Raw genomic sequence first — 23,492 nt, 5'->3', positions numbered from 1 at the left:
TCTCCTTTTCAAATGATAGTTTCTGAATGAACAATCATGATATCCACTTGTTTCTTAAAACGTGGTTCCACTTCTGTCAGCAAGGTTGTTTCGTCCATGTCATTCAAAAGCGTTGTTTCATCCGGATCGGCTGTCAGGACAGTTGTTTCATTCCAATCTGATAGAATCGTAGTTTCTGTTGGTGCGTCAGCTAAGAGTGTGGTGTCAGAACGGCCTTGTGAACCGTGTACTGCAGCTGCAACAACTCCCCTTCGACTGCCTGCCATAAATGCGGTCGGTTCAGATGCTTCCTGACTGAGAAGGGCTGTTGGCTCATGGCCATTTGATTTAAGCAGTGCTGTTGGTTCTAGGCCGTCCATGTGAAGCAGCGCTGTTGGTTCAACACCATGCTGGTTAATCAGCCCCGTCTGTCCAACCGAACCGCTGACCATTTTCTCAGTAGGCTCTACAAACTCGCCTGCAGCCACTTCCTTCTCGACATTTTTCCGGACGTGAATTTCCTTTGTTGTTGGCCTGGTGCTTGTATCGGTATTGTTGCTGGTCGTTTTCCAGGCTTTTCTACCTGCACCCGGGAAATTCCAGCCCGTAAGATCCGTAATCACCTGGGCAATATTGAGTTTCACATAGACAAGGATGGCAATCACCAGCGTCACCGCCGCGCCTGCCATACCGCCGTAAAACATGATCTGGTATGCCAATCTTTTCACTGCCTTCCTGAAACATGGGGACGGTTCTTCTGGTTCCGCTGAAACACAAGAACCGTCCCTGCGTTTCTAAAGAATATTTAAGTTCTCCATGCGTCTGGTGAGTTTTTTGTATGCTTCATCGGTTTTTGCGCCTGCTAGTGTGCCTGCTTTTTCGTATATTTTTTTCGCTTCAGCATAGTTGCGCTTTCCTTCTTCTTTTGTTTGCTCGATATCGAGCAGCAGGTTGCCGAGTTTGACGTAGGCGTTAATGCTTTCAGGGAACTTTTTGAGCGTTGTCTGGAAGTGCTCGACTGAACGTGAGAGCTCGCCCATTTCCTGATAGATGACGCCAATTTTAACGTGGACGTCTTCCTGGTCGGCGACATTCAGATCCAGGAGATTGTTATAGTGCTCGATTGCCTGTTCGAAATCGTCGCGGGCACTGGCTTGGTCCTCGGAATTCACGCCACGGCTGTAGAATGCCTGTGCCAGCTTCTGTTCGAACTCCATTTCGTATTTGAATTGAAGCTGTTCGTTTTCAAGTTTCGCCAGTACATCATCTGCTTTTTGGACAATCTCGATTGCCTTGGTGTTCGCTTCAGGGATCTGGCTTTTATAGGAAATATAAATATTTGCGAGTGAATTGTAGTTATCGATTTTTTTGCTGTCGTTCGCCAGGCCATCATTGTACTCATGGAACTCCTGGAGGTCGCCAGCGAATTTGTTGTAATCGATGTTCAGGCTGCTCAGCGTTGTCGCCAGCGCTTTGTAATATTGCGCATCCGGCAGTTCTTTTTCATCGACCTGCTGGAAATATTTCAGCGCATTGTTGTAGTCCCTTTTTACATCGAAATAGGTCATCCCCATCTTGAAAAGGACCTCGTTATTCTCATGGACTGCACCGTATTCATCCTGTATGTATGATTCCAGTTTGGCCAGCCCTTCGTCTGTCTGGTCCCTATTAATATATAAATCAAGTAAATTGATGTATGCCTCCGGGCGCTCATTATCGACGCGGGTCGCGCTCTCGAGTAGCTTGATTGCTTCGGTCTGCTCTCCGTCCATCAGTGCAATGCTCGCCTGATTCACAAGGTTCATATAATCCTGGAACTGCTCGTTCTTCATGCCTTTATAGCCAAGTGCGGAGGTGGTGGAAAACGCCAGAAACAGCACGGCCGGAACGATGAACATTGCCAGCTTTTTGATCAGCATGTTCTTATAGCCCTTCGTCAGCCTGTTGATGTTCTCGAGGTCATAGCTCAGTTCCTCACAGCTCTGATAACGGTTCGCGGGCTCCGCCTGTGTGCATTTTTTGATGATATGCTCAAGGCCCTCCGGCAGCGATGGATCCCACTCGCGGATCGGCCTGATTTCAAACGGCGGCTCGCTCAGGTTCTTCCCGGTAACGAGGTGATAGAGCGTGATTCCCAGACTATAAATATCGGTTTTCGCGTCCGTCTGCCTGCCAGAGATTTGTTCCGGAGCTGCGTACCCCTTCGTCCCGAGATTCGTCGTATCTGATAGATTCTCCGTTTTGAATTCACGCGCGATTCCGAAGTCAATCAGCTTGATTTTACCTTCAGGCGTGAGCATGACGTTATCAGGCTTCATATCGCGGTAGATGATTGGGTACGGCTTGCGGGAGTGCAGGTATCCGAGCACTTCGCTCAGCTGTTTCGCCCACTCAGTTACCTCGGCTGCAGGAATTTTGCCATCACGCTTCAGCCTTTCCTTGAGCGACTCGCCTTCAATATAGTCCATCACCACATAGATGTCGCCCTCGGATTCGATGATGTCATAGATTTTCGGCAGCGAACCGTGGTCAAGCTTCTTCAGCATGTTCGCCTCAACGACCAGGCTGTTGATCAGGAGCTCATTGTTGCTGTTGCCGCGTTTGCGGATATCCTTGACGACAAGCGACTTATTGAGCCTGTTGTCCATCGCCAGATAGACCACGCTCATCCCGCCGCGCCCAATTTCCTTCAATATTTCATATCGATCATCAATGATCGTGCCAATTTGTATCAAGGTCATTCCTCCTGGAACATGGGGACGGTTCTTTTGTTTCATTTCATAGAACAATTTCCCACAACTTGTTTCTCTGTTTCTTTATGCGCTCCGAATCAAGAGAACCGTCCCTATGCTTCTACTTTTGTCAGCAGGACGGATATGTTGTCTGTCTCCTGGCGTGCTTTTGCCAGCTCGACAAGTTCGACGATTTTTTCCTTCATGCTTTTTTCTTCTGTAAAATGGAGCGGGTTCAGGTTTTTGAGCATTTCTTCGTCTGTAATCTCATGGTAAAAGCCGTCGGTGCAGAGCATAAACATCGTGCCTGGTGCTACTTCACCTTTGGTGATGACGACGTCAATGTCCTTCGTTGCTCCAACGCATTGGAGCAGCACATTCCTGCGCGGGTCGATTCTCGCCTGTTCGGCCGTTATGTTGCCGCGCTGCAGCTCGCGTTCAACGAGCGTCTGGTCTTCGGTCAATTTTAAAAGTTTGTTATGAATGCTGTATGCCCTGCTGTCGCCAATCTGCACAATGTAATATTGCTTGTAGAGAATAAGCAAAGCCGTGATCGTCGTCCCGAGCTTAATGTTGGAAACCTCGCCGTATTCAAGGATTTTCGCATTCAGCTCACGGACGCGTTGCTCAAGCTTGAGGGGAATTTCTCCCTCGATGTTGTTGGCCGCAAGCCTGGCGGCATTTTCTTTTCCGAGGGATTCAGCCTCAAGCAACTCCGGGAGCTCATGATCGAACCAGTCTGACAACCCCCTGATCACCGTCGCGCTCGCCAGCTCCCCGTGGGAAAGACCACCCATGCCGTCACAGATGACGAACAAGCCGATTTCTCCTTCGGGCGTCTTCGCCGTTTTCAATAGCAGACCGTCCTGGTTCGTTTTCTTCTTGATTCCAATGTCTGTATGGTATGCCACTTGAAATGCCATCTTTTAGTTCCCCCAATTCATCAGGCATTTTTTTAATATAGCCTGAAGATGAACTCCTCGTTCGCAAGCTTTATTTTGTCTTCGTGTTTGATTTTGACCTTTTCCTTCGGCGACACCTTCACGCCGTTCACGTAGCTGCCGTTGGTTGAGTGATTGTCTTCCAGGAAATATTCGCCGTTCGCTGTGATCACATGCGCGTGAACACGGCCGATCACCTTATTTTCCGAGGCAAAATCTGCTCTCACCGGATCGCGGCCAATTTTGAAAAATTCTTTGGCAATCGTGATTTTTTCGTTCTTGGACACTGCGAGCAAAAATGGTCTGCGCGTTGCGTGCCCGAGCGTCGTTGTGCCTTCATCCTCTTCAACGGATAGCATTCCCAGCACCGTGGTGCCTTCATGATCTGGTTCGATGTTCGAAAGTGCCGGCTGGATGTTAATCGACGTGCCTCCGCCGAGTACAGCGGCTTCTTTTAAAAGCGCGTTATTTTCGCCAAGCTCTGCCCTCGTAATCCGCTTGTAATTGACCTCTTCTTCGATTTCCAGATTGCGGCCTGTTTTTACATCCTTTTTCTGGCTCGTGTATTCGGAGGTCAGCACGCCGTTATCGACGCTCGTTTTGACGGTATGGACCTCGCTGCCCGGACTGTAGAAGTTAGGGTTGATTGCCATGGGTTCGAGTTCCGGCGATTCCGACTCGCTTTCATCCATTGGGATTACCGATGCTTTTGCGGCTGTGGATGCTGTTGGAATGGTTGATGTTGTTTTTGCTATAGATGTTGCTTTTGATATAGCACCTTCATTTGCTGCTTTTGCAGTCACTCCTTCAGTTCCTGCCGCTGAGTTAGCTGCCTCAGTAACCTGTTTTTCCGGCATCTGATAAGGCTTACGCTCGATCATTTCGTCCGCCGCCAGCTCACTCAATTTTTCCAGGAGGTTTTCTGGGGTGACGTTTTCTGTTCCAATTAAATAGTTGTGCAGTTTAATAAAAAATACCGCATCATCTTCTTCATCATAAGGAGCCGAACGCATCAATTCCCAGAGGAATTCTTTAAGTGATCCCTTTTCAAAAATATTATTTTTTACAGGAAGGTAGATAAAAACTAATCTGTTTGAAAAATTATCAATAAAGATGTCACGCTGGCTGAACACAAAATTCTCAATGTCGAGGCCGCATTCTTTAGCATCCGCCAAAGTTTCGGCAATATTGAGGAAGCTGTTGTATAGCTGCTCCTTATTGGCTGGCGTGGAATTCAGCATTTCCAGTGTATTGTCGGAAATCATGTCATAGCGAAGAAAGCAGTTGTCCCCCTCTAAAATCGCATGGCAAGGAAGGATTCCGGGAATTCGACTCGTTCTCAACAGCTCGACTTGGCCGCCATCGATGTCTGCCTTGCTTCCCGCATGAAAATAAAGGAATTTTGAGATTCCGTAGCTTTCTAACTTAAACTCCACATGTTTAATCATCGCTTTTCGACTCCAATTTTGAATTTATGTATGGGTTTGGTCCACCGAACTTCTTCTTTTTGAACAATATGATTTTATCTATCGTGGAAGAATTTTTATCTCCAGTTGGAGAACTCTTAACTCTAGTTGAGATGATTTTTTCTCCGGTTGGAGAACTTTTATCTCCAGTTGAGACGATTTTTTCTCCGGTTGAGACCGTTTTATTCCATGAAGCCGCATTGTTGGGACCCTTTCTACCAACTCGGTCACGGGTACTTTCCGTTGTTACGCTTTCCATCTTCTTTCAACTGCGGATAATCCCCATTGGATGCTTTTCCCACTTTGCAGGGATTCATTTTACAGAAGGGCAAACTGCACACGCGGCTTGCCCCTACCCTCTGTAAAAGAACTTACTTAAAAGAGCTAGCGTTGTTGTTGATCGCTGTTTCTGCCGTGTTGTAGTTTGTGACAGTGTTATCCAAGAATTTGGCGTAGCTGTCGACCACCTGGCGATATTCTTCAAATCGTGGAGCAAGTGAGTTGAAGTTGCCGCGGACGGTGTTGGAAGCATCAGAGTTCCATGTTGACGCTAGTGCGTTCATGTCTTTCTTGATTTCTTCGAGTCTAGTGGATAATTGCTGGTTCAGGTTGCGGATTTGGCCCGCCGTTTTGCTAACCTCGCCAAGCGAGATTTTGATTCCATCTCCTGCCAATGTATTTCACCTCCTGCGTTATGTTAAGGATTAGTTGCTCAATCTCTTAGCCTGGTTAATGACTTCGTTTTGCGTGTCGCGGTATGTCTTCGCGCTCATCTTCAGGAACTCAGAGTACTGTCTCATTAACTGAGTCATCTTCTGGAAGTCGTCCATGAAGCCTTTGATCTGGGACACGTATGCCATGTTGTCAGTACCCTGCCATGCAGCGCCCATTCCTTCAACCTCGCTGAAAAGAGCTTTGTACGTTCTTTCGTAGTCAGCTGCCTGCTGGTCAATCTTGTTTGCAGTCGCATCAAGCTTTGCTGGTTCAACTGTGATTGATCTCGCCATCTTTTTCACCTCCTTTAAAGTGATATTTATATGAACTCTAAAAGAGTCATATTCTTCTTAACTTATAGCTTACATAGCGATACTTTTCTGCTGAACTTCGCAACCCCGATGCCGCTTTTACCGAACCGATCCCTTTGAATTCATGACTGAGGCCGTTCGAGATTTCTTCCAGCTCCATGGCGATGGCATTCGCCTCAGCTGCAATTCTATTAATCTTGCTTCTCACTTTCGCATCCATCTCTTAGCCTCCAATCGAACCGGCTTTCCCGGCCAGGTACCTTTCACTATTCTGTAAAAGCTCAGCAGTACGGTTAAGGTAATTGATGCTTTCCGGAATTCGGAAGTCAAACGATGTGCTGATATCCGCCGCAAGGACGTTATCAAGGCCAGCAACTCCCGCTTCCCAGTACAGATCATCAATCATGTCGTTGAGCTGGGCAATCCGCCTTTGCACCAAACGAAGCCGGTTGGCGTAGTAGAACAGCCTTGGGATGTCGACTTTTATATAGGGCTCGATTGGGAACCCTCCGCCGTTGAGTGAGTCAATGAATTTACTAATCTTAACAGCTGACTTTGTAATCAGGCCGACCAGGAAGGAGTTTACCTTTTGTTCAAGTTCCTTCTTCATTTGTGCCAGCTCAACCACTAGTTTCACAGTTTGTTCCCGGATTAAATGAGCAGCCGCAGCCATTTCCTTTGCCGCATAATGCATGACATTGACTGCCGCATTAGCAACAACATATGCCGTTTTATAGGCTCGCACAGGATTGGAGGTGGATAATTCATAAAATAAATCTTCGAAAATCATATTATTTAAAACGTATCTTTCAAACGATTGACCATTCTCATAAACTTTGAAATTGCCATTTTCATCAAAGCCAGCACTGCTCGTCAGTGAATGAGGATAAAAAGGAGCTTTGATATCATAATCTCCATTTAGACCGACCGTTTTATCGACATACGGAACTTTGCCCAGCTGTGAAACTGGATCATATGCATAAACGATAAAATCATGCCGGTCTCCCATCAACGCCTCTTGTTCCTTCTTTGATAACGACCACCAATATAATGGAGCAGCATTTATTACATATGCCTTCGTGTTATCATCAAGGTTGTTGATGAAGACATAATCCGCCAGATTGCCACCCTTAGAATGGCCAAGCAATAACCTTTCTCCTGAAGCCCCTCCCAGATACTGTTGATAAAACGCATTGGCCTCTTTCTGCTGCTTGATTTCCACTCCAACTGAAGCATCAACGTTGGATTTCCAATCAGTACTTAGATGGCCCATATCCCCCATCGATTCACTGCCTCGGAAAACAGCAGTTGCGTTCCCGCTTTTGTCTTCAAATGCGTAACCAACAAAGCCGGAGTTTGAGCCACCCTTTGTATTGTTGCCTTCATTCGGGTTATGGTTCTGGTATCCCGATAATTTCACATTTTGAAGATTGGAGTTCTTGAAACTGTCACTTGTAAAAAATGCTTCGAGCTGTTTAAAGCTTGCTTCATCTTTATCAGCACTCATTTTTGCATAGTCCCAAATCCGCTCAATACTCTTTCCGCTAAGAGGCTGATTATTAGGCAAATCATAATAGGACAACATCAGCAGGACATTTTTCTCTTCATCGGTTAATTGATCAAGGGACATATCCTCACCCCTCATGCGGTTGATAATATTCTTTAACCTGTTCAGGATTGCTAATTTCCATTGAATCATCAACCATAATCGTTCCATGCACCTTAGCATCCAGATTTGACCAGTCAATATTGTTCACATTGGAGGTCCTTATATAGTCTGAGATATTTTCTGAGCTGTCCACAAAGCCGACGGTCACACCATAATATTTCGCGTTCGAATTCTTGAGCTCGTTCAGCAGTTGATAAACCGGCTCCAAATATTGTTCAACTTCCGGTTCACCCTCCGTTTTTACTGCAATGTTCAAGGTAAGCAACGCACCATTATCATCTTTTTTCAAAAAGTCACTTACAGAAGAATCTTTCTTTTCTGCAGAATATTTCTCTTCTTCTACAAACAACATTGTCTTGAAATCAACATCTTCGTTGAACGCCTGGTTTACCTTATCTTTATACAGTTGATCAAGCTGATTCGACCATCTTGATAAAATGTAGGTGTCATAATATACACCATCTTCATTTCTGCTTTCACCTGCAAGAAAGACAAGCTCTGGCTTTCCTTCTGGGTGAGCCATAACTTTGTCTTTTCCATACATCTCTGGAAAAATAACACTGCCTTCTTTCGTGCTTTCAACTTCAAACTTCTCATTATATTTATCTTCCAAGTGCTCTATTACCTTACTCTCCGAACTCATACACCCCGCCCCTCCCATGATTACGAACAAAATTGACGCAGTCAGCATGATCCATTTTTTCACTTTCTCCACACCTTCCGTTTTTCCCTTAACAAGAAACGATTCTTTTGGAAGCAGGAGAACCGTCCCGCTGCTTCGATATTTTTAAAAACGAGGATCGTCCGGTTTTAAAACCGTCTCCCATGGTCTTACTTTCATATTATTGAAACACAAGAACCGTCCCCCTGTTTCTATATCAACATCAATTTAGCCCCGTTCATCAATCCAATTTCTTCGACGGTCTGGTTGATGTTTAGGATGGTGCCGGTTTTGTGGTCGCAGAGGATGGTGTCGTGTGTTGCTGAGAAGTATCCTTGCGAGAGTTCGGTCATGGTGCCGGCTAATAGGTAGACGACTTCGTGCAGTTTGCTTTCGAGCGGCAGGAAGACGTCGTATGATTTTTCTGAGGCGGGGATGAAGATCTCTACTAGCACCTTATCCATGGTACGCTACCTCCTCTTTCTTGCTTTCGACTGAGGATAACAACTTCACTAGTACTGGTTTTCCTTTTGTCACGACGTAGCCGAATCCTGGCGGGATTTCCTGGTACATATCGTTTGTAACTTTGACTAGCTTCATCACGTACTGGTCGGTGATGCCGTTGCCTGTCCAGATGAAATCGCCTAGCGATACGTGCTGTTTGAACCAGCTTTCAAATGAGATGGAGCTCAGTTTATCGGCACTGTCGGATATGATCAGGTTAACGTTCAGGTCATTGCCTTTTTCAAGAAAGACCTTGAGCTTATCCTGGCCGTCCGGCGACAGGTACATCATCAAATCGGCGAAGGAATCGATGATGCAAGTGATGTTGCCGAACACTGGCGGCTGTTCGCCCGCTTCAATTGCGTCCTTCGTCGTATTATTACGGTTAACAAGCGTGTTAAACAGGTAGACGATGGTGTCTTCAAGTTCCGAAGGCTTGCAAACATACTTGTAATCCTGCGTGCGGCCCGCCGCGAAGTGCTCATTAGGATCGATGATAATCAGCTCCCTGCCTTCTGAGGCGGTGAAGATTTCAGCGACTCCCTGCATGAAGCTTGAACACTGGTCGTTTTGCTGCGCGGTGACTACATTTACATAGGAACCAAGGAAATCAAAATGGGCAGTCTTCAGCGAGTGTTTTTCGATGCCGACCGGCACTCGGTTGCTGTTCATATTTCTTGCTTCATCACGCAGATAGTCCAGGTCCACTTTTTCCGGAAGGATCGGGACGCGCATTGCGGCCGGCTGCGTCCATGATTCACGCAGGTTCTTGCAATAATCGGTGATGAAGGAGTACATATTGTCTATATCGCTTGTGATATGAGCCGTCTGGAATTCATACGCCGTGTCTGTCTTGAATATGCCTCGGCCCTTCGATTTCGATGGATACACTCCGTCCGTATTGCCTAGCACTCCTGAGTACTCACTCTGGTCATTCAGCTGGAGCACATACATCTGCTTGAAGTTCTGCAGCAGCCTGTAGCGGATCGCGCCCGTATTGATCGCAGTGACGATGAAGTAAATGCCATACTTCAATCCCTCGCGCGTCAGGAACGAAACGGCTTCCTCGAGCTCCTCGAACATCTCGGAGAACGCAGCGTAATTATGAATCGCGACCATGATCGATGGCAGACTTTCACCGGACATCTGGTTATATGTGATAAAATCGCCGCCGTAATTCGAAAGCAGCTTCTTCCTCCGTTCAATCTCGCTTGTCAGCATCTTGAAAAGGTTGTGGATTTTCTCGCTTTCGTGCGATAGCATGACATCGCCGACATGTGGTGCTTCACGGAACCAGGTCAGCGTTTCAGAGCCGAAGTCGAGCAGGTAAAAATTGACCTCGTTCGGCGTATGTTCTTCCATCAGCGAGTAAAGCATCGTTGTCAGGAACGTTGTCTTTCCGCTGCCGGCGATTCCGTAAATGACCGCATTGCCTTCCTGAGTAATCGGCATGCGCATGACCATCTGCCTCTGGTTCGCCGGGTCATCGTATTCCCCGATGATCGGGTTAAGCTCGAAGCCTTGCTGGGCGACTCTATATTTCTTTTTCAGTTTATCAACGTAAACGAGCTCCGGAATCGGCTCTAGCCACAGCTGGCGGACCTTGATGTTCTCCTGCTGTGCCATTTTTGCAAGGTATTCCGTGATTTCATCGATTTGCTTCGGCGGATTTTTCACCATCGTTTTGCGCTTATCGATTCGGGCATTTTTAATAACGCGGCCGAGGTCATCGATGACGACTACACTGTCATCCTTATGCTTTTCAACCCTGTCGGACGGATAGTAAGGTGCGCCAGCCCATGCCGACTGCCCAAGCTCGAACAATTCATTGAAGCCGACCTGGAGATAGAATCGTCCGGTCTGCTTCAGTTCAGCGGCATCAGGACGTTTGATGACCTCCATACTGTCCGCTTTTTCCTGCACCTTCAAGCTGATGCGGAATTTACTATTGCTCCAAATCTGATCATCCACGACCCCGGACGGCTTTTGTGTCGCCAGGATCAGATGGACACCAAGGCTTCGGCCGATCCGCGCTGCACTGACGAGCTGATCCATGAACTCAGGCTGCTGTGCCTTCAGCTCGGCAAACTCGTCGGAAATGATGAACAAGTGCTGCAGCGGCTCTTTTACCAGGCCTTCGCGGTATAGCTTCTGATATTTATAGATATCAATATTGCTCTGGTCAACGACCCTGCTCGTTTCACTGAAAATAGCCTGGCGGCGTTTCAGCTCACTCTGGATCGAAATCAATGAGCGGTTAACAGCTGCCCCATCGAGGTTCGTGATCGTACCTGCCAGGTGCGGCAATTCCTCAAATGCATTCGCCATGCCGCCGCCCTTATAGTCAATCAGGATGAACGCAACCTCATCCGGGTGGTAATTCACTGCAAGCGATAAAATGAACGTCATGATGAACTCACTCTTACCTGAACCGGTCATCCCGGCAATCAAGCCGTGCGGACCGTGGTATTTTTCATGAAGGTCGATCATGAAAGGCTCGCCCATCGTGTCAACACCAATCTGCGTTTCAATTGTATGGACCGGATTGTTTTCCTTCCATCTTGTCAGCGCATTGAGGTGCTCAATTTTGCCAACGCCAAACATTTCCAGGAATGTCAGCATATCTGGCAGGGTATAAGCCTTCTCTGAGGTATTCAGCTGGATATTGGCCAATTTTACCGCCAGCTCTTCAGCATTCTCCTCCAGATAGCTGTCCGCGTTGAATCCCACATATTTCCCGGAAATATCATCCTTGTCATAGATTTTCGAGAAACTCTTGTCGAGCTCGATGACATTCGTACATTCCTTCGGCAGGTTTTTCAGCTCATTGTATAAGGCAATGAAACTGAACTTGATATTCTTCTTTTCTTTTAAAATTAGATTGATCATCTCAGCCTTCGCAGCAAGGCTTTTGCTCATCGAGAACACCACGTAATGCTGGCTGATTTCCTCCAGGTCTTCCTCTGCAAGCGCCTGGCGTGAACTTATTTCTTTTTCAAAATAAGAAGAAAGCTCTTTGATCTCATTCGCATCAGTGGCGACAAAGCGGATCGTCTTGCCGTCATCCCAAACATGAGGCAGCCACTTCACGAATTTCCATGTATCATGCTCGTGTTCATCATAAATGAACACCATTTTCAACTCGTCATAGCTATGTAATGCAGTAAGCTGAAAAATCAGCCCCTGGACGAAGCTCTTCACTTCTTCCCTTCTGCCAATGATCCCACTGACTCGTTCTTCAGTCAGGTCGACCGTGACTGGAACATCTTTTAAAATCTGCGGCTTCTCCACTATCTGATAGAGCTCATCCTGAAGGTTGTCATCCTCAAGCATGAAGCGTTTTTCCGGAAATTTGATTTCAGCATTGAGCGGCAGGTCGCCGATTCCAAGGCGCACCTTTAAAAAGTCATTCTGCCCGATTCCGCGTTCCCAAAGGTTACGCTGGCGGCGCTTGATTCTTGTCAGGCAGTTTTCCAGTGTGACATGGTTCTCAAACAGGATTTCGCTCTGGTGCTTGCATTCATCCGCGATCACCTGCTTCATTTCTGTAAGGTATTTTGAATACTTTTCCTGGCGGATGCCTTCTAGCTTGATGCGGCGTTTTTTCTCATATTTTTTTGTTAAAATTGGCCAGAGTACGGTCCCGATCATCATGCTCAGCGACATAACAAGCGTAGGCATCGCCTGCATGATATCCCCATCGTTACGCATCACATTCTGCAGTGTCAGGAGTCCTGTGAACATTGAGGCCATCCCCATCGTGACGGATGGTCCCAATAGCAGCATCAAGGGCGTTTCATCTAGATTTGGCTGCTGTGGCGGCGGATCAATTTTAATTGTTGTATTTTCGATATCCCGCTTGAAGCGCGGCGAACGGTAGAAAAGCTGATCGTTCTCTTCTTCGATATGAATTTCGTCGAGGTTGATTTCTTTTTCAATTACCGGCTTTTCAGCGATAAAAGAGTTGAATGCGTTCCGGTCAAGGAACACTGATTTATGTGGGTTGTTCAGTGAAAGCAGGCGGCCATTGAAAATGATTTTAAGTCCCATGATGAAAATGACATCACCGACAGCAAGCGCCTTTTCCTTGATTCTTTCTCCATTGACATATGTACCGTTCGAACTGTTGAAATCTTTGATGACAACATCGCCATTGCTGCTATATTCAATGACACAGTGTGAACCGGAGACAAGTTTGTTCGAAAAACAGATCTGGCTGTCCTGGGAGCGCCCGACCTTAAGGGTATTGGTAGTAGCGATATGTTTTGTGAATTCGTTCCGGTCAGCCGTCTGCGGCTCGACATAAAGCAGAGCCGATTGGCCATCGTTACGGTGGATTGTATACGTTTTGAATGGTTCTATGAGGGCCTTTGATTGTATTTCGTTTGCAGGATCTTTCAGGAATGCATTCTTATTCGATTTTAAGTACCACTGGCCATCCTCAGCTTCAACAGCCAGCATATCAATTGGATTTTTGTCATTATCCTCTGTATTCAGTATGTATCTTCCAGTGACGCGCTCAGGCAGCACCAGATCGAAGACGCGATTCCGGTCAAAAAGTGTGAGAATCAACTCAATACCTCCCCAGCCTTTTCTTATATTTTCAAGGTATGTATATTGGTAATTTGATATTTTTTACCATTTTAACTCAAAAAGTGTAATTTTACATCTAACCATTGATGCATCTCTAAATATATAAATATCTTACAATATAAGGAACTTTATTCAACTGATTACCCCCTAATTTGGAAAAATAGGGAAATTAGTCCTAATCTTGTTGTGGTTAATTATGGAGAAAATGGGTAGAAAGTTAAAAGGAATAAGTGAAAAGCACAAATCTAGTCCTTTTTACCCTGAACAGAATTAATTGAAACCAAATTTAACCAAAATATTTTTATATTTTTTCCTTGTTTTCAATGGAAATATTTTCAATGACCTTTTATAATCAAAGAATCTAATATTTGAGCAGGTGATCCAGAATGAAGATTAATGTTGGCCAGGCTTATTCACAGGCTAGTAGAATAAGTGATTATGCGCAGGATTTAAACGATATAAAAAGCAGGCTTCAGGACTTCAAAGGGAATCTGAACAGCGGGTGGAAGGCTGAGGAAATGGCCTATATCAACAAGGCAATCGACGGGATCAGCCGGGAAATTTCTGAATTGCAGACACTGCTATTCACCATCGGGCCTGATATCGTAGCAGTTGCTAATGAAATTCGCCGTGAGGAAGAAGCTCGCGAAGCAGCGGAGCGGGCGGCCGCAGAAAAAGCGGCAGCTGAGAGAGAGGCCCGGCTGAAAGAAGCAAGGCTGAAGTAGAAAAGCAGAAACAGAGGGACGGTTCTTGTGTTTTGAAACACAAGAACCGTCCCTCTGTTTTCTCCATGATAAAAAGGCGGCAGCCTCCGCTATGTATAAAAGCAGAATCATACACGCCTTTTGTGGCGATGCCCGGCTTTTCTGGATCTAAGCTGGGCATTTTTTATTTTGATGTCGGCAGTTATACCACAGCTGAATTACGGTCCCTCCAATCTGTTCAATTCTGATTTTTTCACTTTACCGGTTCTTCTTCCCTTTCCTCTTTGCGGTATTTCATTTTTGTGGCTTCGCCGCCTCTGAGGTGGCGGATCGATTTATGATAATCAAGGATTTCTTTTACTTCATTGGCAAGGTCAGGGTTGATTTCAGGCAATCTTTCTGTCAGGTCTTTATGGACTGTACTTTTGGATACGCCAAACTCCTTCGCTATGACGCGAACTGTTTTTCTCGTCTCCACGATATACTTTCCAATCTTGATTGTTCTCTCTTTGATGTAATCGTGCACACCACTCGCCCTCCCTAAATTGGATGTGAGAAGTGTGAAATGAGACTCGCTTTTATCGGCCAATACTGCATTCCGCAAAAAACTCCCCATTGCGGCAGAAGGATGTACCTTCTGGAAATTACTATGATTAATCATGTCCCCGGCTGAATCCTCATATTGTTCAAACGATTCCTCACCTCAAACACTCTCTTTGTCAGGTTTGTAACATTTTATTAGCTTGGTTGAGGATATATGCACGAAAAAAGCAATAGGGACAAGGTATTGTGAAATTTTTTGAAAAATTCAACTATTTTTAGGTGAAAAAATTTCCTGCTTACCCATTTTTATGTCCAAAAAAACCTGTTTTGCTTCGAACTTTTGTAAAGGAGTTTATTTTTACATTGGGGGAGACAACCTTGGTTACATACAGACAAACAAGAAACCAAAGGATCAGAGCACAAAAACGCAAAGCAGCTATGAAGCGGAGAAGAAAGGTCATTGGTGCCGCAGTTGCCGGTTCGGTAGCGACAGGACTGCTGCTTGGCATTGGGCAAAAGAAAGCCGATGCCTGCGGGGCCATTTATACCGTCAAAAAAGGTGACACACTTTACAGCCTTGCGAAAAATTTTGATACAACGGTAGAGATGCTTCAGGAAGCGAACTCGCTGTCCTCTGAAATTATTAAAGTCGGACAGCAGCTTGAAGTACCTGCTCAATCTGAAGCCGGAATCTATATTGTAAAAAAAGGAGACACACTTTTTTCTTTAGCCAAAAAATACGGAGTAACCGTTAAGGATTTAATAAACGAAAATAAATTGGCGAGTGAATCCATTTTTATTGGACAAGCCCTATTTGTTCCCACTCACTTTTATGAAGCTAATGAAGGGATATATGGAGTCAATCCTGGAGATACATTATTTAATATTTCGCAGCGTTTTGGTGTTAGTGTGAAAGAATTGAAGGAAGCCAATAGTTTGAGGGAAGACATGGTGCTGATCGGCCAGCAGCTCGCAATTCCAGGCGAAATTGAGATCATCGAAGCCGAGGTAGTCGGGGCAGCCGATAATTTTACTGTCGAGTTTGAAACTGAGGGAAAGGCAATTCCCTTGAAGGTTTCTTATGGAACAGCGAGTGACTATCAGCAGCTGGCAGGGCAGCAACTTCTCATAGCTTTTAAGAATGGGGCTTTGATTAATATACATTAAATGATGAAGAACCCGTGGCGAAATGCCATGGGTTTTAATTTTAAAAATCTTCATATGCTTCTTTCCGGGACCACTGATCCTAAAACTGCATCGACCGCGCCTGGCTGTCCGTTGCTTTGATCAGCTCGCCCCAGGTTGTGTGCCCCCTGTCTTTAAACTGCTGCAAAAGTTCAGTGAACAGGTACGCTGTGGTCAATGCATCCCCTATTGCACTGTGGCGGTCATAAATACGTGTGCCGAACGCCATTGCATATCGCTCAAGATCGCGCATATCGTAGGACGGGGCAATAAAGCCGATCAAATCGAGGGTATCGATCGTGAATAGTTTCTTCAGCGCCAGCTTTTCCCTTTTCAACTCGCTTTTCAGGACAAGATGATCGAAGCCCACATAGTGCCCGACCAAGCATACAGCCTCATGCGATTCCACATAGTCAAAGAAGTCAGCGATGGCCTCTTGAGCAGCTGGAGCCCCTGCAACCAGTTCATTCGTGATCGATGTCAGCTCGATTATTTCCCGAGAAATTTGTCGCCCTGGATTCACAAATGTCTGGAATCTGTCATTTTCAAACACCCTCAGCCCATTAACCGGAACCGCGCCGATTTCAATGAGCCGATCAGCCGTCGCAACCTGGAAACCAGTCGTCTCCGTGTCGAAAACAACAAACACAAGATCATCGATTGAAGTCGATAAAGGAATCATATCGTACCTAAGCGAGCAGGAAATACTTCTCCGTTGAAAAAACATGCCAGCCTCCTTTTTTTGGCGCCTGCCTCCAGACGATTTTTGTCGAACACTTCCCTTATTGCTACTTCCACCACAACTGAATCTCTACCTTGATAACTTTCCCCACCGATTTTTGCTGAACTGCCCTACTATACTGAAAATCTCGCAAACACCATAGCCTGAAGTTCCCTTAGGGTGCGCAGGCTTAAGATCAACTCTTCTTTTTGCCTGGTGGACATGGTTGAAAATGATAGGACAGAGCTGCCGTCTTTAATTCCCCATCTTTGTCTGATGTAGAGTTCCAGTACGTGATTGAATGCCTCTTTCAGGTCGTGGCTGAATCCTTCTGTGAAGATGCCTTTGTCTTTTAAACTAGCGATTTTCTCCAGAGGTGTTCCAGGGATTCCTCCGTAATAAAGTGACAGAATTTGCAGGCTGTGGTGGAATGGAAATAAGATTTCTTTTTTCATGTCGATGCTTTTCCGGCCAAGCTTGAACAATGCTCGGATTGGCTCATCGAGCGTCGGGATTTCCTGCTCTCTTTCTGCCTGGGCCATCCGGTAGAGGAAGATTTTCGAACGATCGAGCAATTCCGTGATTTTCGCTTCGAATTCTCGATGGATCGTTTCACTTCCTGCCGCGAAACGATAGGAGAAGAAATTCTGTGCCAGCATAATATTTTCGCTTGTCGATTGCAGCATCCATTTCCGGACTCGGTCCTGCCATTTCAGTACCGTTCCCCTCCATTGCTCCTCACTCGACATCATCAAGCCCTTGCAGCGGGCGTAGCCAGCTATCTCAAGCTTACTGGTGATCTCATCACCTAATTTTTCAAAGTAACCATGCTCTTCCGTCTCTCCGTACACAAGGAAATGATCCTGATCTGTCAGCATGAACTGCTCGCCCCGCCCGCTGGAACCCATCAGATAAAATGCGAAAGGGACAGGCGATTCAAATCCTTCTCTGCGAAGTGTATCAACCGATAATTCAATAGCCCGTCCGATCAGTCGGTCATAGAGTTTGGTAACGATATCGAGCAATGCAAGGGCAGGAACCCGATCCCGCAGCAGCGTTTCGGTAATTTCATAGATTGCTGCCTTTATATCAGGCAGGCTGGCTTCATCCGCCTCCTCGATTTTTTTGATGGTTTTCATCAGGCTGTCATTCTTTTTCCGAAGCAAATCGGTCAGTGAGACGATACCTGATATTTGACCGTGATCGACCACTGGCAGATGCTTGATCCCCTTCAGTAAAATTTCCGATAAAGCATCGTAGTAATACGCGAACCTCGAGATTGTCACAGGATTCTCTGTCATTACCAGCCTCGATGGTTCAGCAAAGGACAATCCCTTCGCAACGACCCGTCCGACGATATCCCTTTCGGTGATAATCCCTTTTAACCTGCCGCCTTCCACAACCAGCACCGAACTCGTCTTATGCCCGGCCATTTTCTGCGCCGCTTCCTGGATGCTAGTTTCCGGCGTGACCGATACCACTTTTTCAGACATCAGATCCTGTACCCTCGCTAAAATCATTTCGCCCTCACCAATTCCCTTTGCCATTTTCACCTGCTCGGCAAGCGATCCATATACATCCTTCAGCCGCATGGAAACCTGTGTCAGCAAATAATCGTGAACATCCTGGTCATCCCATCTTTTTGCAAGAACGGAAAAAGGGATCAGCAAAGCTTGGACTTCTTCAACTGCGCGAACCTCAACAGACGGCTGAGATTTCTCCGATTTTATCAACCCAAGGAAATCGGCCAGGCTCGAAAAACCGACGATTTCTCCTTTTTGAATGACCTCGAGCACCTCTTCCTGGCCAGCTGCATTTTTTACGAATACTTCAGCGATTCCCTGTAAAATCAGCAAAAGCCCCTGGCGCGTTGTGTCCGCGTGGAGCATCATTTCTCTTTTTCCATAGGTAAAAGCTTCACATTCCTCGACAAGGGAAAGGGCCGTGCGTTCATCCACCCCCTTGAATAAGGGGTGGAACTGCACAGCCTTCCACGTTTCACTATTGAGCTTTTGTTGCATCGTCATTCATCCAAACTTCACCGTTCTTATACACCATCTGTTCAGGATAGCGAAGGTCGAGTACTTCCTCTTGAATTTTTTGCGATGGAGCCGGAGTCGCAAGGGAAACAACAATATTGGCTAGGATGGCAGCCGTAGCGCCGAATACGCCGGCACCTGTGTCGATGATGCCCAGGATCGTGAAGCCGCCGTATTTTGCAGCAAAAATGTAGGCTAATGTCACTGCAAGACCCACGAGCATCCCTGCGATTACGCCTTGAGCATTCGAACGTTTCCACCATACACCGAGGATCAGTGCCGGGAAGAAAGTTCCACTTGCAAGTGCAAATGCCCAGGCAACGATTTGCGTGATCGCTCCAGGAGGGTCAAGCGCAATAAGGCCGGCGAACAATGTAGCGACTACGATTGAAATACGCGCTACGTTCAAACGAGTTTTTTCAGTCGCATTTGGCTTCATGACACGGTAGTAAATGTCATGGGCAAAAGCGGAAGAAATCGCGATCATCAAACCTCCGGCAGTCGATAGCGCAGCGGCCATAGCGCCTGCCGCTACAAGGCCGATGACGAACACACCAAGGTTTGCGATTTCAGGAGTCGCCATAACGACGATATCGTTGGAGATGATCAGTTCCTTCCATTGCAGGACGCCATCACCATTTCCATCAGCGAGCTGGAGCTTTCCAGTATCAACCCATGTTTTCGTCCAGGCAGGAAGCTCAGTGATTTTGCTGCCGGCAACCTTTGTCATCAGGATGAATCGTGAGAATGCCGCATATGCAGGTGCAGAAAGGTAAAGCAAGCCGATGAATAGAAGTGCCCATGCACCAGACCAGCGCGCAGCCTTCATCGTTGAAACAGTATAGAAGCGGACGATGACGTGCGGAAGTCCCGCCGTACCGGCCATCAATGTAAACATAAGGGCAAGGAACTGCCATTTCGTGCCGTTCGTGAATGGAGCGAAGTATTCAGAAATCCCAAGTTCACGGTCCAGCTCACCCATCTTGCCGACGAGCTCACCATAGGAAAGCCATGGCAGCGGGCTGCTCGTAATCTGAAGGGACATGAAGATGACCGGAATCAAATACGCAATGATCAAAATGATATACTGCGCAACTTGAGTCCATGTAATTCCCTTCATACCGCCAAATGCAGCGTAAAATGCGATCAAAACTACCCCGATCATCGTTCCAAGCTTCGCATCGATTTCGAACAGTCGCCCAATTACCACGCCGGAACCGGAAAGCTGGCCGATTGAATACGTAAAGCTGATGATGATCGTTGTAATCGCCGCGATGACGCGGGCCGTATGGCTGTTAAAACGGTCGCCGATAAATTCAGGAACTGTGTATCGCCCATACTTCCTCAGCTGTGGAGCAAGGAGGAAGGTAAGCAGCAAATAACCGCCCGTCCAGCCCATGATATACGCAAGTCCATCATATCCGAGAAGCATGATCGTACCGGCCATTCCAATGAAGGAAGCCGCACTCATCCAGTCAGCACCAATCGCCATCCCGTTAAAAATAGGCGGTACACCGCGTCCCGCTACATAGAAATCAGAAGTCGCCTTCGCCGTATTGTATAGCGCTATGCCGATATACAAACCAAAAGTGGCTAAAATAATAGATAATGAGACCAAGAATTGTGTATCCAAAGTTCTCCCCCTTTTTCAACGCTCTTTTATATTTCACAAGCTTAGTGGTCCAGGCTTTTTCCTTCACTTAAACGGACATTCTTTTCTTCGTCGATTCCATACTTTTTGTCGATGCCATCGCTAACCTTTGCATTGACGAAAAGCAGGATAATGAAAGTCAGGACCGCTCCCTGTGCTCCCATGAAGTAGTGGAACGGGAATCCCCCGATTGAAAACTCACTCAACGGCTCGGCGATCATCACCGCTCCGAACGAAACGAGGAACCAGATCGCGAAGTAAATGATCATGTTACGGTTTTTTTCTCGAAAATAAGCGTCAGCAACGGACTTATCAATTTTCTTCACAATTACACCCCTTTGTGTTTGCTAATCCCCTTTGAATAATCCTAATGAATGACGGACACAGTCTTTCAAATCATTGGGCGGAAACTCCCCACTCCTTTATTTTGAATTTGAGTTATATGAACTTTGCGCCAGGCAAAGTTGATACCAGGGATTGGACGACGAGTAATAGATTAGCTGAGGCTGAAGATGAATTTTAGCGTTTCGAAAAATGGAGCCGGAACCATGATGATCTGGATGAGGAAGTAGAGAAATATGCTAACGAACGGGATGGCCAGGAATATGACCTTGTTTTTCCTTAAACCAAGGAAAAGGCTCATGCCTGTAATGATCAGCAAGCCAATAAGAATAATCAAATCAATTCCTCCAACTTATTAATTTAACTAAATCTTTAGAAAATTTAATTTAATTATCCATATAATGCCCAAGCAGGTCAAGGTATAACATCCAAAAAATGTAACCGTTTACTATGTCGATATTTTTACGAACGTTAAAAAATTGTCTATACAATTAGGATTGGAAAGGTTTCGGGACGAGAATGTTTGTCGAAAAAAAAATTTGCTGAAACGACATTACTTCCATAGATTTGGCGAGTCTATAACGATTATATAGCTGCATAAAAAAAATCCGGTCTCCATAAAGACCGGATTTGCATTTTATAATCCACTATTGATTCTTAACTCATAAAATTCCTTCACGCGCGTCACAACATCCTTTGACCCGGAGTTCTCGATCATCATCGCGACAATCATATCCGTTGAATTCGGGTTGTAAGCGACGAACCAGCCAAGCTCCTTGCCTTTTTCGCCTTGCTTTTGTTTAATCTCCGCAGTGCCTGTTTTCCCGGCAAGCGGGTAGTTGGCAATCAGGCCGTTGTGTGCCGTTCCCTTTGGATCGGTGATGACCTTTGTCAGCATACCATTTAGGGCAGCAGCATTTTCAGCGCTGATCAAGCCTTCCTTCCAGACCTGGCCCTTCTCTTCATCCAGCTTCAGGATCGGTTTTACCATATTGCCCTTGTTCACCAGTGGCGAATAAGCCGCCGCCAGATGAAGGATATTCATTTCAACCTGTCCCTGGCCGTAGGCAGAATCCGCCAGACTGATTTCACTCTCGATTTTTCCGATTTGTGATGGCTCGATTGGGTACAGGTATTTCGGCTGGTCTTCAAAGCCGAATTTCTTCAGGCCTTCTGTAAAAATGTCATTCCCCATACCAAGCGCCGCCCGTGCGAAGTAAATATTATCCGAATAAATCAGCGCTTTTTCGAGATTGATGCTTCCTTTTACATCTGAATATCTCGTCACCTTGTACTTGCCCCATGAAGCATCTTTTTGCCATTGCTTCTCGGTGATGTCATATGCAGTATCAAGCTGGAGCTTTTCGTTTTCCAGTCCGATTGCTGCTGTGACGGGTTTTAATACAGATCCTGGCGCATACGTCAGCTTGAATCTATTAAGGAATGGCTGGAGCGGATCCTCTTCTAGCATTTTCCGCTTATTTTGAGAGATTCCCAGCGTCATTTCATTCGGGTCGAACCCTGGTGCACTGACGAGTGCCAGAGTTTCACCTGTTGTTGGATTGAACGCTGCAGAAGTACCCGCTTTCCCTTTTAGCTGGTCATATAACTGCTGCTGTGCAATAACGTCGATCGTCAGCTTGACATCCTGCCCGTTCTGTACCGGCTGCTCTGCAAGCGTCTTAACTGTTCCATCTTTTTTTACAATCGAAACCCTGACACCGTTCGTTCCTTTCAATTGCTCCTCAAGAACCTGTTCAAGGCCGCGGCGGCCAAGCATGTCTGTGCTTGTGTAGCCCTTTCCCTCCAATTTTTCAAGGTCATCGGCTGTGATTGGCCCGATGTAGCCGATTAGGTGGGACAACGCTTCGCCATAAGGATATTCCCTTGCCCCGACCATCTGGCTTGTCACTCCATCGAGTGCGAACAACTTCTCATGGAGCGCTTTGTCTGTCTTCGAAACTTTCTTCAGAGGCACGAACAGGTCTGGCTTTACCCAGCCTGCGTTCATCGCCTTATCGATTTGCTCCTCGGTCATATCAAGAAGCTCCGCAAGCTTCTTAATGGAATCCGCTTTTTGCTCGCCCATTTGTCCAGGGACTACGCCGACCTGGACGGCTGTCCCATTAATGGCGAGGCCATTTCCTTCGCGGTCAAGGATGCTGCCGCGTTCCGCCTGGACATTTTTGAAGCTGATTTTATCCCCGGCTCCGAGCTCCGGAAAAATATAAGTCGTATTCCAATCGACATACCAATTGGCTTTGTCGTCACGCTCTTCTTTTACAAGAGTCGCTGTGTGGTCGAATGCGATCGGACCAGCGACGCTTTCCATTTTTGCTGAAAAAGGAAGATCGGCATTCTCTTCATATTCCTTTTCTTCTTCAGGCTGTTTGTAGCTCACCTTCAGCTTGTCAATCTCTAAATCTTTGTAAATTTTATTATAGCGATTGACGAATTCCTCTTTCGTAATGGAATCCTTCGCTTTCTCCGATAAAAACCCGTACATCTCTTCAAACTTCTGTTCGTTCCAAAGCTTTACATACTGCGAAAACCGTTCTTCGGGAGTCGGCTCCTTGCTGCAGCCTGAAATGATTGCCGCAATCAGCATCGACAAGATCATGAATATTGCCCGTTTCATATGTATCCCTCCTTCTGTCTGATTTTACCATAGTTTTGCTTTTTAATTAAGTTTAGGGGTTTTCTTATTATTCCAATAAAAAAACCCGCCTTTATAGCA

21 protein-coding genes are annotated in these 23,492 nt (G+C 46.2%); 2 read left to right on the top strand and 19 right to left on the bottom strand.

What is annotated here, in order from left to right:
- Positions 1–8: 8 nt before the first annotated feature.
- The 12 genes from ACXAEA_RS02835 to essC all read right to left on the bottom strand — a co-directional run bounded on the left by ACXAEA_RS02835 (position 9) and on the right by essC (position 13,549).
- Positions 9–698 (bottom strand): hypothetical protein, encoded by a 690-nt coding sequence (locus ACXAEA_RS02835; RefSeq protein WP_475094425.1) that lies wholly within the window; start codon positions 696–698, stop codon positions 9–11.
- Between the two features lie 75 nt (positions 699–773).
- A complete protein-coding gene (locus ACXAEA_RS02830) occupies positions 774–2,720 on the bottom strand; it encodes a protein kinase domain-containing protein (protein WP_475094424.1) in 1,947 nt (648 codons plus the stop codon).
- A 104-nt stretch (positions 2,721–2,824) separates the two neighbouring features.
- Positions 2,825–3,634 carry a PP2C family protein-serine/threonine phosphatase gene (locus ACXAEA_RS02825; RefSeq protein ID WP_475094423.1) on the bottom strand — a complete coding sequence of 270 codons (810 nt, stop codon included), beginning with the start codon at positions 3,632–3,634 and terminating at the stop codon, positions 2,825–2,827.
- Positions 3,635–3,666: 32 nt separating this feature from the next.
- The gene (locus ACXAEA_RS02820; protein WP_475094422.1) at positions 3,667–5,100 is read right to left on the bottom strand and encodes a DUF6382 domain-containing protein; all 1,434 of its coding nucleotides are present in this window, start codon (positions 5,098–5,100) and stop codon (positions 3,667–3,669) included.
- Entirely contained in the window at positions 5,093–5,377 is a 285-nt protein-coding gene (locus ACXAEA_RS02815; protein WP_475094421.1) for a hypothetical protein, read from the bottom strand. The genes ACXAEA_RS02820 and ACXAEA_RS02815 overlap by 8 nt, the downstream gene beginning before the upstream one ends.
- 112 nt (positions 5,378–5,489) lie before the next feature.
- On the bottom strand, positions 5,490–5,792 hold the full coding sequence (locus ACXAEA_RS02810) for a pore-forming ESAT-6 family protein (RefSeq protein WP_475094420.1): 303 nt from the start codon (positions 5,790–5,792) through the stop codon (positions 5,490–5,492).
- A 30-nt stretch (positions 5,793–5,822) separates the two neighbouring features.
- Positions 5,823–6,125, bottom strand: coding sequence for a WXG100 family type VII secretion target (locus ACXAEA_RS02805; protein WP_475094419.1), 303 nt, complete (start codon positions 6,123–6,125; stop codon positions 5,823–5,825).
- 46 nt (positions 6,126–6,171) lie between these two features.
- Positions 6,172–6,363, bottom strand: a complete 192-nt coding sequence (locus tag ACXAEA_RS02800; RefSeq protein WP_475094418.1) for a hypothetical protein — start codon at positions 6,361–6,363, stop codon at positions 6,172–6,174.
- A 3-nt stretch (positions 6,364–6,366) separates the two neighbouring features.
- Complete coding sequence (locus tag ACXAEA_RS02795; RefSeq protein WP_475094417.1) at positions 6,367–7,860, bottom strand: Mbeg1-like protein; 1,494 nt, start codon at positions 7,858–7,860, stop codon at positions 6,367–6,369.
- Complete coding sequence (locus ACXAEA_RS02790) at positions 7,778–8,518, bottom strand: hypothetical protein (protein WP_475094416.1); 741 nt, start codon at positions 8,516–8,518, stop codon at positions 7,778–7,780. The genes ACXAEA_RS02795 and ACXAEA_RS02790 overlap by 83 nt, the downstream gene beginning before the upstream one ends.
- A 167-nt stretch (positions 8,519–8,685) precedes the next feature.
- Complete coding sequence (locus ACXAEA_RS02785) at positions 8,686–8,937, bottom strand: methyltransferase (RefSeq protein ID WP_475094415.1); 252 nt, start codon at positions 8,935–8,937, stop codon at positions 8,686–8,688.
- Positions 8,930–13,549, bottom strand: coding sequence for a type VII secretion protein EssC (gene essC, locus ACXAEA_RS02780; RefSeq protein WP_475094414.1), 4,620 nt, complete (start codon positions 13,547–13,549; stop codon positions 8,930–8,932). The genes ACXAEA_RS02785 and essC overlap by 8 nt, the downstream gene beginning before the upstream one ends.
- A gap of 407 nt (positions 13,550–13,956) precedes the next feature.
- Between essC and ACXAEA_RS02775 the strand changes: the two genes are divergently transcribed.
- Positions 13,957–14,295 carry a hypothetical protein gene (locus tag ACXAEA_RS02775; RefSeq protein WP_475094413.1) on the top strand — a complete coding sequence of 113 codons (339 nt, stop codon included), beginning with the start codon at positions 13,957–13,959 and terminating at the stop codon, positions 14,293–14,295.
- A 232-nt stretch (positions 14,296–14,527) separates the two neighbouring features.
- On the opposite strand, the gene spoIIID is transcribed toward ACXAEA_RS02775, so the two are convergent.
- On the bottom strand, positions 14,528–14,800 hold the full coding sequence (gene spoIIID / locus ACXAEA_RS02770) for a sporulation transcriptional regulator SpoIIID (protein ID WP_031307660.1): 273 nt from the start codon (positions 14,798–14,800) through the stop codon (positions 14,528–14,530).
- 395 nt (positions 14,801–15,195) lie between these two features.
- Here spoIIID and ACXAEA_RS02765 point away from each other — a divergent pair, with 395 nt between their 5' ends.
- Positions 15,196–15,984, top strand: coding sequence for a LysM peptidoglycan-binding domain-containing protein (locus ACXAEA_RS02765; protein WP_475094412.1), 789 nt, complete (start codon positions 15,196–15,198; stop codon positions 15,982–15,984).
- 79 nt (positions 15,985–16,063) lie between these two features.
- On the opposite strand, the gene ACXAEA_RS02760 is transcribed toward ACXAEA_RS02765, so the two are convergent.
- The 6 genes from ACXAEA_RS02760 to ACXAEA_RS02735 form a co-directional block, all read right to left on the bottom strand.
- The gene (locus ACXAEA_RS02760) at positions 16,064–16,729 is read right to left on the bottom strand and encodes a 3'-5' exonuclease (RefSeq protein ID WP_475094411.1); all 666 of its coding nucleotides are present in this window, start codon (positions 16,727–16,729) and stop codon (positions 16,064–16,066) included.
- A gap of 128 nt (positions 16,730–16,857) precedes the next feature.
- Positions 16,858–18,744, bottom strand: coding sequence for a DUF294 nucleotidyltransferase-like domain-containing protein (locus tag ACXAEA_RS02755; RefSeq protein WP_475094410.1), 1,887 nt, complete (start codon positions 18,742–18,744; stop codon positions 16,858–16,860).
- A complete protein-coding gene (locus tag ACXAEA_RS02750) occupies positions 18,725–20,395 on the bottom strand; it encodes a sodium:solute symporter family protein (protein WP_475094409.1) in 1,671 nt (556 codons plus the stop codon). Before ACXAEA_RS02750 ends, ACXAEA_RS02755 begins: the two co-directional genes overlap by 20 nt.
- 41 nt (positions 20,396–20,436) lie before the next feature.
- On the bottom strand, positions 20,437–20,739 hold the full coding sequence (locus ACXAEA_RS02745; protein WP_475094408.1) for a DUF4212 domain-containing protein: 303 nt from the start codon (positions 20,737–20,739) through the stop codon (positions 20,437–20,439).
- 170 nt (positions 20,740–20,909) lie between these two features.
- Positions 20,910–21,092 (bottom strand): hypothetical protein, encoded by a 183-nt coding sequence (locus tag ACXAEA_RS02740; protein WP_475094407.1) that lies wholly within the window; start codon positions 21,090–21,092, stop codon positions 20,910–20,912.
- A 300-nt stretch (positions 21,093–21,392) separates the two neighbouring features.
- Positions 21,393–23,393, bottom strand: a complete 2,001-nt coding sequence (locus ACXAEA_RS02735; protein WP_475094406.1) for a penicillin-binding transpeptidase domain-containing protein — start codon at positions 23,391–23,393, stop codon at positions 21,393–21,395.
- Positions 23,394–23,492: the final 99 nt, after the last annotated feature.

The organism is Mesobacillus sp. ABV4_180 (assembly GCF_056158485.1).
This window is presented reverse-complemented; position numbering and strand designations above follow the sequence as displayed.

Coding starts and splice junctions, on each gene's coding strand:
- ACXAEA_RS02830 (WP_475094424.1), bottom strand. CDS start 2,720: ATGACCTTGATACAAATTGGCACGATCATTGATGATCGATATGAAATA.
- ACXAEA_RS02825 (WP_475094423.1), bottom strand. CDS start 3,634: ATGGCATTTCAAGTGGCATACCATACAGACATTGGAATCAAGAAGAAA.
- ACXAEA_RS02820 (WP_475094422.1), bottom strand. CDS start 5,100: ATGATTAAACATGTGGAGTTTAAGTTAGAAAGCTACGGAATCTCAAAA.
- ACXAEA_RS02815 (WP_475094421.1), bottom strand. CDS start 5,377: ATGGAAAGCGTAACAACGGAAAGTACCCGTGACCGAGTTGGTAGAAAG.
- ACXAEA_RS02805 (WP_475094419.1), bottom strand. CDS start 6,125: ATGGCGAGATCAATCACAGTTGAACCAGCAAAGCTTGATGCGACTGCA.
- ACXAEA_RS02800 (WP_475094418.1), bottom strand. CDS start 6,363: ATGGATGCGAAAGTGAGAAGCAAGATTAATAGAATTGCAGCTGAGGCG.
- ACXAEA_RS02795 (WP_475094417.1), bottom strand. CDS start 7,860: ATGGAACGATTATGGTTGATGATTCAATGGAAATTAGCAATCCTGAAC.
- ACXAEA_RS02785 (WP_475094415.1), bottom strand. CDS start 8,937: ATGGATAAGGTGCTAGTAGAGATCTTCATCCCCGCCTCAGAAAAATCA.
- ACXAEA_RS02775 (WP_475094413.1), top strand. CDS start 13,957: ATGAAGATTAATGTTGGCCAGGCTTATTCACAGGCTAGTAGAATAAGT.
- ACXAEA_RS02760 (WP_475094411.1), bottom strand. CDS start 16,729: ATGTTTTTTCAACGGAGAAGTATTTCCTGCTCGCTTAGGTACGATATG.
- ACXAEA_RS02755 (WP_475094410.1), bottom strand. CDS start 18,744: ATGCAACAAAAGCTCAATAGTGAAACGTGGAAGGCTGTGCAGTTCCAC.
- ACXAEA_RS02735 (WP_475094406.1), bottom strand. CDS start 23,393: ATGAAACGGGCAATATTCATGATCTTGTCGATGCTGATTGCGGCAATC.